14 protein-coding genes are annotated in these 13,468 nt (G+C 42.0%); 7 read left to right on the plus strand and 7 right to left on the minus strand.

Annotated elements, in window-relative coordinates:
* Nucleotides 1-103: 103 nt before the first annotated feature.
* Nucleotides 104-730, plus strand: coding sequence for a class I SAM-dependent methyltransferase (locus ACNS8M_RS12180; RefSeq protein WP_419224844.1), 627 nt, complete (start codon nt 104-106; stop codon nt 728-730).
* Nucleotides 731-863: 133 nt separating this feature from the next.
* Here the strand turns inward: ACNS8M_RS12180 and ACNS8M_RS12185 are convergent, their stop codons facing one another.
* Nucleotides 864-1,337: a Holliday junction resolvase-like protein gene (locus tag ACNS8M_RS12185; protein ID WP_168418498.1), complete on the minus strand. Its 474-nt coding sequence runs from the start codon at nt 1,335-1,337 to the stop codon at nt 864-866.
* A 117-nt stretch (nt 1,338-1,454) separates the two neighbouring features.
* On the opposite strand from ACNS8M_RS12185, the gene ACNS8M_RS12190 reads away from it, so the two are divergent.
* The 4 genes from ACNS8M_RS12190 to ACNS8M_RS12205 all read left to right on the plus strand — a co-directional run bounded on the left by ACNS8M_RS12190 (nt 1,455) and on the right by ACNS8M_RS12205 (nt 4,687).
* Nucleotides 1,455-2,099 (plus strand): ParA family protein, encoded by a 645-nt coding sequence (locus ACNS8M_RS12190; protein WP_096901247.1) that lies wholly within the window; start codon nt 1,455-1,457, stop codon nt 2,097-2,099.
* Nucleotides 2,100-2,207: 108 nt separating this feature from the next.
* Complete coding sequence (locus tag ACNS8M_RS12195) at nt 2,208-3,347, plus strand: AI-2E family transporter (protein WP_096901248.1); 1,140 nt, start codon at nt 2,208-2,210, stop codon at nt 3,345-3,347.
* A 217-nt stretch (nt 3,348-3,564) separates the two neighbouring features.
* Entirely contained in the window at nt 3,565-4,053 is a 489-nt protein-coding gene (gene sodC / locus ACNS8M_RS12200; protein ID WP_250316244.1) for a superoxide dismutase [Cu-Zn] SodC, read from the plus strand.
* A 337-nt stretch (nt 4,054-4,390) separates the two neighbouring features.
* Entirely contained in the window at nt 4,391-4,687 is a 297-nt protein-coding gene (locus tag ACNS8M_RS12205; RefSeq protein WP_168418496.1) for a DUF3817 domain-containing protein, read from the plus strand.
* Between the two features lie 123 nt (nt 4,688-4,810).
* On the opposite strand, the gene ACNS8M_RS12210 is transcribed toward ACNS8M_RS12205, so the two are convergent.
* From ACNS8M_RS12210 to ACNS8M_RS12225, 4 genes are all read right to left on the minus strand, one after another.
* Nucleotides 4,811-6,040 carry an MFS transporter gene (locus tag ACNS8M_RS12210; RefSeq protein ID WP_419224845.1) on the minus strand — a complete coding sequence of 410 codons (1,230 nt, stop codon included), beginning with the start codon at nt 6,038-6,040 and terminating at the stop codon, nt 4,811-4,813.
* Nucleotides 6,041-6,197: 157 nt separating this feature from the next.
* Nucleotides 6,198-7,088 (minus strand): pirin family protein, encoded by an 891-nt coding sequence (locus ACNS8M_RS12215; protein WP_419224846.1) that lies wholly within the window; start codon nt 7,086-7,088, stop codon nt 6,198-6,200.
* 168 nt (nt 7,089-7,256) lie between these two features.
* Nucleotides 7,257-7,628 carry a hypothetical protein gene (locus ACNS8M_RS12220; protein ID WP_168418493.1) on the minus strand — a complete coding sequence of 124 codons (372 nt, stop codon included), beginning with the start codon at nt 7,626-7,628 and terminating at the stop codon, nt 7,257-7,259.
* Between the two features lie 141 nt (nt 7,629-7,769).
* Complete coding sequence (locus ACNS8M_RS12225) at nt 7,770-9,179, minus strand: FAD-binding oxidoreductase (protein WP_419224847.1); 1,410 nt, start codon at nt 9,177-9,179, stop codon at nt 7,770-7,772.
* A gap of 347 nt (nt 9,180-9,526) precedes the next feature.
* Here ACNS8M_RS12225 and serA point away from each other — a divergent pair, with 347 nt between their 5' ends.
* Complete coding sequence (gene serA / locus ACNS8M_RS12230; protein WP_168418491.1) at nt 9,527-10,759, plus strand: phosphoglycerate dehydrogenase; 1,233 nt, start codon at nt 9,527-9,529, stop codon at nt 10,757-10,759.
* Nucleotides 10,760-10,919: 160 nt separating this feature from the next.
* Nucleotides 10,920-11,798 carry an EamA family transporter gene (locus ACNS8M_RS12235; RefSeq protein WP_168542664.1) on the plus strand — a complete coding sequence of 293 codons (879 nt, stop codon included), beginning with the start codon at nt 10,920-10,922 and terminating at the stop codon, nt 11,796-11,798.
* A 20-nt stretch (nt 11,799-11,818) separates the two neighbouring features.
* Here ACNS8M_RS12235 and ACNS8M_RS12240 read toward each other — a convergent pair whose 3' ends face one another.
* Nucleotides 11,819-12,277, minus strand: coding sequence for a hemerythrin domain-containing protein (locus ACNS8M_RS12240; RefSeq protein ID WP_419224848.1), 459 nt, complete (start codon nt 12,275-12,277; stop codon nt 11,819-11,821).
* 202 nt (nt 12,278-12,479) lie between these two features.
* On the minus strand, nt 12,480-13,385 hold the full coding sequence (gene truB, locus ACNS8M_RS12245; protein WP_419225341.1) for a tRNA pseudouridine(55) synthase TruB: 906 nt from the start codon (nt 13,383-13,385) through the stop codon (nt 12,480-12,482).
* Nucleotides 13,386-13,468: the final 83 nt, after the last annotated feature.

Consider the following 13,468-nt stretch of genomic DNA (forward strand, 5'->3'; position numbering starts at 1 on the left):
AAATTAGTAACAAAATGCAGTCTTTGGCATGTACTGACATAGCAAAAGCACAGACTTTTCAGCTAAGCTCAAAGGTAATAAAAAGGAATGATCAGATTAAAATATGCTGTACCGACTTTATCAAAAATATATTTTTCCGCACCTGCTCAATCAAGTCATGCAAACCCCGTCGCTCATGGATTTGCGCCGTGAACTTTTATTGGGCGTGTCAGGTGAAGTGTTAGAAATAGGCTTTGGTACAGGGATCAATTTAGCTTTTTATCAAAATATCGATACGGTTTATGCCTTAGAGCCCAATGCAGCCGTCTTTCAACTGGCACAGGAACGAATTGACGCAGCACCCTTTTTAGTTGAGCACATTGCTGCAAGTGCAGAACAACTCCCTTTTGCCGATGAGCAACTACAGCATGTGGTGTCTACTTGGACGCTGTGCAGCATTGCAGATTTGGCACAAAGTTTGCGGGAAATTTATCGTGTACTACAACCCGGCGGTACTTTGCATGTGGTGGAGCATGTGCTGAACCGACAAAGCCTAAATATTCAGCGTTTACAGCACCTGCTTACCCCTATTCAAAAGAAAGTTGCAGATGGCTGCCATCTAAATCGTGATATTGAAGTCGCCCTACTCGAAACGGGTTTTGAATTGGGCGAAGTTCGCTATATCGATGTTGCAGGCATTCCAAGCCTTGCGCAGCGTATGTTATTGGCGCGGGTGCATAAACCCAAATGATAAGTTAAAGTCATCACTTTAAAATCTAAATGCAAAGACTTTGCTTCAATAGCTAAAACCAACTATGCCTCTTACATTGCCATGCAACCCACAAAGATGACGTCATGTCGCGTTGTTACAGCGTGAGATATGTTTAATCATTATCTTGAAAATCAATACGGATAGTTTCAAAACGAATTTTACCCTGCTGAATTGCCTGAGCAATGGCTTGCTGGCCTTTGGTCAGACGCGCACCACCACTTTTAATATCAATTAAGACAATGGCAATATCTTCGGCACGTCCGTTGCCATCCCGATAATCGGTATAACCATCAAACACCACATAATCGACAGGATCACCTAAAAATTTGGCATCACTGGGTAAATACTGAAATTCTGGCATAATCGGTGCCAGTTGCTCTGCCATTTTGCCTTTTAGCACCGCACGGCTGGTGTTTACACTGCGCTTTTGCGCCTGCAATAACGCCTGCTGATGAGCAAGTTCAATTTCTGCAATATATTGCTCATACTCAGCTTTAATCCGCCCGTTACGGCTATTACTCAAAATCAGCGTGGTCAACACTACGCCTATACATGCCCCAATCAGCATGGCCATCCAAATTGACATTTAACCTTCTAATCCTGAATTTTTTCAGTTCTCTTTACGACTTTTGTCAACTGTCATATTCCGAGCATAAAACAATGCTATGCTAGGAGTGAGCAGCGTAAAATCGATTCGAGGGTCATGAAAACTATATTGATTGCCAACCAAAAAGGTGGCTGTGGTAAAACCATTACGGCTATTAGTTTAGCATCTGCACTTGCACAAAAAGGCTATAAAGTTGCCTTAGCTGATGCCGACAACCAAAAATCTGCGCTACAGTGGTTAAAACAACGACCAGAAACAGCCGCCCCAATTCAAAGTCTGGACTGGCGTCACGAAAAGTCGATTGGTGATGCACCTAAAAATATTGAATACTTAATTATTGATGCACCTGGGGCATTATCGGGCGAGCATGCTGAACAATTGGTCAGTGAAGCGCATGCTATTATCACGCCGCTACAACCTTCGTTTTTTGATATTGACTCCACTCGTCGCTTTTTAAAGCATTTACAAGATATTAAGCGCATTCGCAAAGGCAAGGTACAAATTTTATTACTGGCCAACCGTGTCAAACCAAACTCTGCCAGTTCTAAAGATATTCAGGACTTTTTCCAAAAAATTGAACAGCAGCCTGTGGCTTGGATTTCAGAACGCGCCGCTTACGGACAATTGGCCATGCAGGGTCTCAGTATTTTTGATAAAACTCAAAAGACTTATTTACAGATGCAAGATCAATGGCAACCTGTGTTAAACGCCATAGTAGATGACCCTAGCCAATGGTTTTAAAGCCTAGAATATCCCCTGTTTAGGGTTTATTCACCAGAACTTACCAAGCTCTCGTTTTCGGGAGCTTTTTTTTCAGTTAATATGGCACATGACCTTAGGAATGTTTCAGTGAATTCAGTGCAACAGTACGCGCCAACATTACAAAAAATTTTATTGTTTGGACTGTTTTTTGTCCTGATGTTTTTGGGTTTTCATATACTCAAATACTTCATTGTTCCTGTTGTTTGGGCAGCAATTATTGCCTACATGAGCTGGCCACTGTATCAGTCGGTGCTACGTCTATGCGGTCATCGTCCTACACTCAGTGCAGCCCTAATGATGCTGTTGGTCACGTTGGTAGTAGGTATTCCACTCACCTTTGCCATTTTTATTCTGCAACATGAAGGGCGCAATTTATATTACGAATTGCAAAAACAGGTCTTTTCTGGCCATTTAGATGTGCCTGATCTTATTCGTAATTTACCGATTATCGGAAAAGAAGTCACCCGCACTCTCAAAGAAATTAACCACGATCCCAACAGTATTGTGCAGTCTATTTCCTTATGGATTCAGGGACATTTAAACTACGGAAAAGTGGTCATTAATGAGGTCAGTAAAAATCTGATTAAACTGGGTTTTGCCCTGTTATCGCTCTTCTTTTTCTATCGTGATGGTCACACCATCTTGCATCAAGTCAGCAAGGCTTTAGAAATGGTGATTGGGCCACGTATTCACCACTATTTAGATACCATTTCTGAAACCACACGTGCCGTGGTGTATGGGGTTGGTCTTACGGCAATTGCACAGGCCTTATTGGCAGGTGTAAGTTATTTTGTGGCCGATGTACCTAACCCAATGGTACTGACAATTGTGACCTTCTTATTTGCGCTGATTCCCTTTGGCCCACCGCTGGCTTATGGTTCGGTATCCTTATGGTTATTCACCCAAGGGCATACCATGGAAGCCATTGGCGTTATGGCTTGGGGCGTGTGTGTAGTCAGCACGGCAGATAACGTCATCCGACCTTTGGTGATTTCAGGTGCGACCCAAATTCCATTCTTATTGATTATGTTTGGTGTACTGGGTGGTATTGCTAGCTTTGGCTTAATTGGTCTGTTTATTGGCCCTGTTATTTTGGCCGTGTTACTGGCTATTTGGCGTGAATGGTTGCATGAAAATAATCAACCCGAAGCTTTAATGATGCCGAAAGCCACACTTGCACACGACCTACCCGAAGACGATTCATCTTCCAATTCAAAGCTTGATTAAGCTTTCTTTCTGATCATATTGCTCACATGGCTGTGTTGATCTGAACAAATCAGCTCAACACAGTACATACATTCCACTACGCAAATGTTGTATTGTAACGTGGCTAACTTTGTTTCAATCAAGACATCCCTAAATATTATGCACAACAAACAGGATGTCTTTTATGCGCTCAATACTCCAATTTGCCAGTCTTGCTGCTTTTAGTGGTCTAGTACTCATGGGTTGCAGCACCACCGCAACCACACAAGAAAAATCAAAATTAGTGAAAATGCATGCTGTTTCAGCACAAGGTATTGGCAAAGAATTAGGTACGGTCGAACTGCGTGACAGTGCAGCAGGCTTAGTCATTCACACCCAACTCCAGCAACTCCCTGCAGGTGAACGAGGTTTTCATATCCATGAAAAAGGTTCATGTGCAGCAGCAGAAAAAGAAGGAAAAATGGTTGCTGCTTTGGCAGCGGGCGGTCATTTTAATCCGAAAAATGTCCCGCATCATGGCACACCACTGACAGGACATTTAGGTGATTTACCTGCTTTAAGTGTTGCAAGCGATGGAACAGCCAAAGTAACCGTGATTGCACCACGTTTAACATTGGCACAAGTTGAAGGATTGGCTTTAATGATTCATGCAGGCGGCGATAACTATGCCGACCATCCAAAACCATTGGGCGGTGGTGGTGAGCGAATCGCCTGTGGGGTCATTTAAACCCGCTTTATACATTTTCAATAAAACATTTAAAATCAATTGTGGATAAGTTAAGGGTTATACACATGCCTTTCGACTTATCCGCAAAAAAGTAAAATCATCTTGTTGTGGATTATTCTAAAAATAAGCTCAATGCAGCTCGTCTCGCTTTATATCAGTCGTGTTTCATCTCCACACTCACTAATTTTTGAAAAACTTGCTACGAACTAGCAGAAAACAGCTCAATTTTGCAAACATCGTGTCTAACTTATAAATGTGCAGAGATCACAACCGCTCATCTTTGCGAATGTCTAAATTTCAGCTACACTGCATTTTTATCCACTTTAATAAGATTGGCATGAACATTAAAACATTACGTCTGGTTGGTTTACTCGAAGGTATTTCATTCTTATTGTTGTTATTTATTGCCATGCCAATGAAATATATGTTCGATAACCCAATTTTAGTGAAATATGTAGGTATGGGTCACGGCGTATTGTTTATCGCATTTTTAGTGGTGCTTTTTGTGGTTTGTGAAAAACAAAAATGGTCTCTTAAAATGTTTATTTTGGGCTTAATTGCATCAATTTTACCTTTTGGCCCATTTGTTTTTGATGCTAAATTGAAAAAGATGGAACAACCTGTAGAGGCTTAATCTACAAGTCCTTTTTAGCGTTCATCACATTACACATTATTTGATATTTGATTTCTAAATCAAATGTTTGCAAGGCGATGCTACATCGCCTTGTTTTATGATACCGCAGAAAAATTTAAACCCTTAAAACTGCCCTGCAGCAACTCGCTCCTGCATCACCTGTTTAAGCATCATGCGTGGCAAACTAAACCACAGTGTTATCAGCACCAAACAAGCCACACTATAAGCCCAAATATCAAATTGAATATATAAAACACGTACCAGTTCAATCACTATAAAAAAGCACAGCATCAATAGCATTGAAACACTGGCAGCAACAGTCCCTTTAGACACTTCTGATGACATTAAGGCAAAACGATATAAGACTGAAAAGCTCATCCCCTCACCAAAACTGATCAGGCTCATGCCAATCACCAAACACCATACAAAATAGCTTTGCCAAATTGCCCCCAATACGATCAGCACGCTGCCCAACAACATTAAAGGCAGGCCAATCAAGACTGTTTTACCTAAAGGCAAACGGTCAATGACTTTCATCAGCACCAGATTGCCTAAAATCAAACCACCCAAAACAGGAAACTGTGCCAAACCGTATTGCAGACTGCTAAAGCCTAAATCCTCAACCAACATCACGGGAGATAATGCAATCCACAACATTAAGGGCATGCTCAATAAGGGTAGTGCCAATGTTAGACCTAAGAATCTGGTATTTTGAAAAACTTGCTTAAAATCATCCCACACATCTCGAAACGGACGTTTAGGAATACTTTGCTGAGTTTCAGGCATTTTGGCTTTCAATCCAAACCAACTCAAAAATGCCAACAGTGCTATGCCAATAAATCCCCAGTGCCAAGAAACATGCTCAATCATAAATGCACCTAAGACTGGGCCTAGCAAGGGAGCAAGTAAAGAGACGTTTGCCATGAGTGCCATGACTTTAATTGCATCACGCTCTGCAAAGTTTTCCTGAATAGCCGCATAACCGACTGCACTAATGACCGACAAGCCAAACCCTTGTAAAAAACGGAGGGCTAGGAAACTTTCAATATTCTGAGTTAATAGAATCAATAAGCAGGTCAGAGTAAAAAATGCCACGCCGCCCAATAATACTTTTTTGCGCCCCAAACGGTCAGAGAGTGGCCCCAATAACCACGCCACACAAGCACCGCCCAACAAATAAAATGACATGGACGAAGCTGCCCATGCACTGCTGACACCAAAATCTTGTGTGATGGCCAACATCGCAGGTTGAACCAAGTCATTGCCAATATAAACTGCGAACTCAAACAAGACCAAAGCCAAGGGAAACATGAGTGTGGCACGTTGAATGGTATTTTTTTGCTGCTGTGGCATGAGTTATAAAGGACTAAACGATACAATTCAGCAGCGGTTAGCCCATAAAATAGAAAATTGAGCTGCAGTTTAACAGAGTTGAATGGCAAATTTGTGGTGCATTTTTTTAGTCATTGAGATGAATAGAACCTGGCACTTGATGCGACATCAGACCCAATCAGGCATCACTTCCTTCAGCGGGGTAACGGATAAAATTGCCTGTTTTAATATCATCAAATGCCTCTAGAATTTCTGCATAGCTGTTCATTACAAATGGACCATGCCCATTTATTGGCTCATGCAAAGGCGTAGCACTTAAATATAAAAAATGGCTGTCACGTAATGCTGTCAATTCAACATCATTTCCTAGACTCGACATCACGGCTAAAGCATGATCATCCCATTCTTCATCTGTAGACTGAAATTGGGCACGCCCAGAACGCATATACAACAAGGTGGTCTCGCCCGATTGCGCAGGCAATTGAATTCGATGCCCTTGTTTTACAAATACATCATATACGTGCATAGGCGAATGTACTTGGGCAGGCCCTACTTGTTGTTGATACTCACCAGCAATCACTCGCACATAACCCGTATCATCTGCCAACATAATTTTAGGAATATGTGCCACACGTAAACGTTGATAACGCGGCGGATTCATTTTGTCTTTGGCAGGCAAATTGACCCACAATTGCAGCATTTCAAAAGCACCACCTTGCCTAGAAAATGCTTCACTAAAGACTTCCTGATGCATTACCCCTGAAGCGGCTGTCATCCACTGTACGTCACCTTCGGCAATGATTCCGCCCCCACCGCTTGAATCACGATGTTCCAATTCACCCTGAAACATAAGCGTGACCGTTTCAAAACCCCGATGCGGATGGTCGCTAACCCCTTTACGCAATTGCGTTGGTTTTAAAACACCCGGCCCTAAATGATCGAGCAATAAAAAAGGCGATACGGTATTGCCCAATTCATAATGCGAAAAGATTGAAAGGACAGGATAAAAATCGCCCACGGCAAAACGGCTATCATTGCGGTGTAGAAACGCCAATGTTTTAAGTGACATAGCTTTACGTACCAGCCTGAACTGAATGGAAGATGTTTGATCCTAAATAAAATCTGTGGATAACACGAGTATTATCCACAGACGCTTTGTTGCACTTTTAGAACATCATTCATTAGAGCCAAGCTTTAGATTCATACATGAATGATATGCCGAATAGTCGCTACTAAATTAAGGGCATTTTTTTGCTTGGAAAGTCTTGGTATTTTTACCACGTGCACATAAATAAGCAGTTTGCACATCACCCTGCTGCCATTGCCCATTCACATTTTTGAAGTGATAGATACTGCGAATGGAACGCACAGAATCGTCCATTAATCCTGTTTCGGTAATTTTTACTTCTGCCGCAGTTGGTGCTTCCACACGGTTAAAGTATTGACGAATTTCCACTGTGCTGAGTTGTTTACGTAAATCTGGGCGTTGTTTTAATACTTGTGCCAAAGGTGTTTCTGCAGGGCTGACCTGTGAAATAATATTTTGTGTGGTCGCACAACCTGACAATAGCCCAATACCCAATGCTGAAACCGTGATTAAACGCAACATAATTCCTCCAAAATGTTCATTATTATTCATACTTCTATGATGCCTTGTTAGTGCAAAAACGCTAGCATAGAAATGTAAAATTAAAATCTCAGCATAAAAAAACGCATCACAAGGATGCGTTTTTTTATTAACTCAAATGAATTACAGATCAAATAATTTGCCTGGATTCATAATGCCCTGAGGGTCGAATACTTGCTTCAAGGCTTTCATATATTCAATTTCTTCAGCCGAGCGAGAATATTCCAAATATGGTTTTTTGGTCATCCCCACACCGTGTTCTGCAGAAATTGAACCATCATATTTCTTCACTGTGTCAAACACGTACTTGTTCACCACCTGACATTTAGCAAAGAATTCATCTTTGCTTAAATCTGCAGGTTTTAGAATATTCAGGTGCAAGTTACCGTCACCAATGTGTCCAAACCAACAAATTTCAAAGTCAGGATAGTTTTCTGCCACAATCGCATCAATTTCCTGAATAAATGCAGGAACATGAGTAATCAGCACTGAAATATCATTTTTATATGGAATAAACGGTGCAATCGACTCAGAAATGTCTTCACGCAAACGCCATAAGCTTTCGACTTGGTCTAGGCTTTGGCTCAACACGCCATCCATCACCCAGCCTTGTTCCATGCAATGCTCAAAAATTTCCATCGCCTTGTCCATAATTGGCTCAAATGGCGCTTCAAATTCAAGCAACACATAGAATGGACATTGAGTTTCAAATGGACGTTGCACATGACCATGATCCAACACTTTCTGCATTGCCAATTCACCAAAGAATTCAAATGCAGTCAGATCAATTTTGGCTTGGAAGGCATGTAATACAGGCATCACTGAATTAAAATCAGGCACACCCAATACCATCACTTGTAAATCTTGCGGTTGGCGTTCTAGCTTAATTTCAGCTTCAGTCACTAAACCGAGTGTACCTTCCCCCCCAATAAATAAATGTTGTAGCGCATAACCCGTTGCATTTTTGATCATGCCTTTGTTCAGACGAAGGATGTCACCCTTACCTGTCACTACAGTTAGACCCAACACCCAGTTACGAGTCATGCCGTATTTAATAACTTTAATACCGCCTGCGTTGGTGCCAATGTTACCGCCAATTTGTGAGGAACCTGAAGATGCAAAATCAACTGGATAATACATGCCCTGTTCTTCTGCATAGTTTTGCAGTTGTTCGGTCACAACGCCCGCTTGCACGCGCACCATACGGTCTGCAGGGAAAAACTCCAAGATTTGATTCATCTTGTCCATGCTCACCACAATTTCACCGTTGGCTGCGACTGCACCCGCAGATAAACCTGTACGTCCGCCCGATGGCGTAATTGCAACATTAAACTGATTGGCCAGTTTCACAATGGCTTGTACTTGTTCCGTGCTGGATGGAAAAACGATGACCGATGGATTCGGATCAAAATGCTTTGTATGGTCACGACCCCAGTTTTGGAGACTATCAGCATCAGTTTTAATACGGTTTTCACCGACTATTGCCGTTAATTGGGTCAATAACTCAGGTGTTAAAGCGACTGGAACATTCATCGTTTGCAGACCTAGCAAGAATTAAACAGGAAGAAAAGCGACTGTCTGAACATCTTCTGAAGATTTTAGATGAAGATGCTTAAGACAAAATTTTGTGCATCAAAGCAACAGCATGGGTTGGCTTTCATGAATGCCGCTTATTATAAGCGATTTTTCTGAAAAACCCGTCAATATTGGCAATTCCGATAATATAACCCGCAAATTACAGGGAGATTTAAGCCAATATTTCTGAATGAGATTATATCTGACAAAAATACCTGCACTCTTGGGCATAAAGGAAATGTATATCGACCCGTCTCCTATGTTATCATACCGCCACTAAATTTGGCCTTTGTAGCGGAGCCGTAATGAGCCAACATCTTTCACTACCTAAAGATAAAATTCGTTTCTTGTTGTTAGAAGGCGTACACCAGAACGCTATCGACGTGTTAAATGCAGCGGGTTATACCAACATCGATTATCGTAAAACGGCGCTTGAGGGCGATGCGTTAAAAGAAGCGATTAAAGATGCGCATTTCATTGGTATTCGTTCACGCACACAGCTGACTGAAGAAGTTTTTGAAGCTGCGAACAAGCTAATTGCTGTAGGTTGTTTCTGTATTGGTACCAACCAAGTGAACTTAACTGCAGCAATGGAACGTGGTATTCCAGTATTCAATGCCCCATATTCAAATACACGTTCGGTTGCAGAATTGGTACTGGCTGAAGCAATTTTATTGCTACGTCGCGTACCTGAAAAATCAACCGACACACATGCTGGTGGCTGGAATAAGTCTGCAGTAGGTTCATTTGAAACACGTGGCAAAACTTTAGGTATCGTGGGTTACGGTTCAATTGGTTCTCAACTTTCAGTTTTAGCTGAAAGCATGGGTATGCACGTGATTTATTATGATGCAGTGACCAAATTACCTTTAGGTAATGCACGTCAAGTTGGCTCAATGGGCGAATTATTGGCAAATGCAGACGTGGTTTCTTTACACGTTCCAGATGTGCCATCTACCCGTAATTTCATGGCAAAAGAACAATTTGCACAAATGAAAGAAGGCTCTATTTTCATTAACGCAGCACGTGGTACCTGTGTCGTTATTGAAGATTTGGCTGATGCGATCAAATCAGGTCATATTGCAGGTGCTGCAGTTGACGTATTCCCGAAAGAACCAAAAGCCAATGGTGAAGAGTTTGTTTCTCCACTACGCAACCTGCCAAACGTGATTTTAACACCGCACGTGGGTGGTTCGACGATGGAAGCACAAGCGAACATTGGTTTAGAAGTTGCAGAGAAATTCGTTGCATATTCAGATAAAGGTATGACTTTATCTGCAGTGAACTTCCCAGAAATTGCACTGCCATTAACTGAAGGCAAACACCGTTTATTACACATTCACCAAAATATTCCAGGTGTATTGTCAAAAATTAACAACCTGTTTGCTGAACACGGCATCAACATCTCTGGTCAGTCACTCATGACCAAAGGTGATGTCGGTTACTTAGTAATGGACGTTGATGCAACGGCATCTAAAGAAGCGCTTGATACCTTGCATGAAGTTGAAGGCACAATTCGCGTACGTGTATTGTTCTAATCCACCAGCGCATGCTACAAAAAACCACAGTCTGCGTACTGTGGTTTTTTATGTCTGCTGCATCTGCACAACATCATGCTACACAACCCGCTAGTATTTTAAACTTGGTATAATCTCCCCCGTATTCCTATTCTGACGCTTTAGAGTATTTTCCTGCCTCATGCCAAACGCCCAACTCACTGCGGTGTTGTTCATGGTTCTGTCCATGATCTCCTATCAAATCAGTGCCTCATTTGCCAAACAACTCTTTCAGGTACTCGACCCGCTTAGCGTGACAATTTTACGGCTGTGCTTTGCCAGCGTGATTGTGGCAATCATGTTTCGCTCATGGCAAATTCTTTCGCGGCTGTCGTATTTAAAATGGCGTGATTTATTGTGCTATAGCGCAGCCTTGGGCTGCATGAATATTTTGTTTTATCTGTCTTTGGGCAAATTACCGCAAGGCATTGCAGTGGGTTTAGAATTTGTCGGGCCTTTGGGTTTGGCATTATTGTCCATTCAAAACCGTAAAGATTATATCTGGGTGTTCTTGGCCATTTTAGGCATTATTTTTATGGTGCCATGGGGACAAGCTCACGGCGATAATTTTAGCATCTTGGGCGCAGTATTCGCTTTAGGTGCAGGTCTATGCTGGGCCTTTTATATTTACTTCGGCCAGAAAGTGGTACAGCAAAATATTGGCATGCATGCTCTGACCATCGCCATCAGTATTTCGGCTTTAGCCCTAATTCCATTTGGATTATATAACAATGCACCTGCGCTGTTTGAGACTCAATATTGGGGCAAAGCACTTGCCATTGCAGTGCTCGCCACCGCCATTCCTTATGCTTTAGATTTACAAGCGCTGAAACAACTCAGCAAAATGAGCTATGGCACACTGTCTAGTTTGTCGCCTGCTTTGGCTGCACTCACAGGCTTGGTTTTATTGGGCGAGAAAATCACCAGCCTGCAATGGCTGGCTTTGTGCTGCATCATGCTGGCTTCGGTTGGTGTGACCTTAAGAGCCGTGAAAAAACCCAAACAGCCACACAGTGCTTAAATGGCATTTTGAATGAAAACTTAAACTAAACTGTCTTTAGACATTTGTTTATATTTTTCATACTCTGCCAAGTATTGTTTGGCCAAACTTTGTTTTTCCGATTCAGATAAAATTTTGCCTGCCTGCTGGAAAAAACCGTGTTCTTCTTCTTTTAAATGGTGATGGACTTTTTCTGACAATTGTTTGGCCACAGCCAACCAGCCTGTATTGCTCATTTCAGTTTCGGTCAACTGTTCCAGCAACTCATCAATTTCATGATGTTCAGACAAGGCGTGGCGGGTAATATTCAACCCTGCATCCATCATCATTAAAGGGATATAAAAATAACGGTCTTCTGCCACGGCATGGGCAAACAACTCATTTTTGAGTTGTTCAAAATAGGCTCTACGCTCAGGACTATCGCCCGAAGTTTGAATGAGTTGGGTAGCTAAATCTCGTTGAATCTCGTGACTCTGGCGCAAAGCTTCAAAAATATTCATGTGCAGACCTCTTGTTTTAAACCGATGCTGGCTGGCAAGCAATGTCACTGGCTGACGCAACGCTCGGTTTTATTATCGGTTTTTAATTTCAGTTTTTAGCTCTAATTACTGTATAGGGCATGGCGCTGAAATCCTGCAAAGATTTGTATGAGAAACTTTACGTCTTCATAGCACAAGTTTAAATAAGCTATCTCACTGCATTTTAAAGATTTAACACTCGTTTAGGCACCAAGCGTTTTTTATCGGTAATTTCAGCCAAGCCTAAACAACGCTCACCATCAAACACCAATACTTGTGCAACCGCGGGATGCTCGATATTACTTTCCATACCTCGGCTAAAATATTCAGCCCGACCTTCAGGCACCTGAACCTGTGGAAAATGCTGTACAGGCGCATAAGCAGGCAGCAATAAGGCTTCACGTTCCGCTTCGCTTAAACTTTCCAAATATTCAATGCTGTAGCTTGGAATCAGGTCAAAATGCCCCGTTTTAATCCGATGCAAATAAGTCAGGTGTCCATAAGTACCTAAAGCTTTGGCAATATCTTCACCTAACACACGAATGTATGTACCTTTGGAACAGGTAACATCCAGCGTGATACTGTTTTCGGTAAATGACAGTAGCTCAATCGCATAAATAGTAACTGGGCGTGCCTCACGTTCAATTTCTATGCCTTGACGTGCCAGCTCATATAACGGACGGCCTTCTTTTTTTAAGGCAGAATACATGGGCGGGACTTGCATAATATCGCCCTGAAACTTCGTCAAAACCTGTTCAATTTTTTCTTGGCTCAAAGCTGGCACAGCTTGCTGTAACAAGACTTCACCTTCTACATCTCCTGTCGTAGTGCTATGCCCGAGTTGAATGGTGGTCTGATAGCGTTTTACAGAATCAAGTAAATAATGTGAAAACTTGGTCGCTTCACCTAAACAAATAGGCAACAAACCTGAAGCCAATGGGTCTAATGCCCCAGTATGTCCTGCTTTTTGCGCCCGATACAACCAGCGTACTTTTTGCAAAGCCGCATTGGAACTAATCCCCAAAGGTTTATTTAATAAAAACACACCACTAATGGCACGACGCTGAATTTTAGCCGCAGATGATTTCATAGCAAAAAGTAAGTTAAAGCAAAACTGCGTCATGGTAACAATCTGCCGAGATAAATGACAACTTTTCTAGAACAGCTACCAAC

This window comes from Acinetobacter sp. A2, from assembly GCF_048537555.1.
Lineage (GTDB): Bacteria > Pseudomonadota > Gammaproteobacteria > Pseudomonadales > Moraxellaceae > Acinetobacter.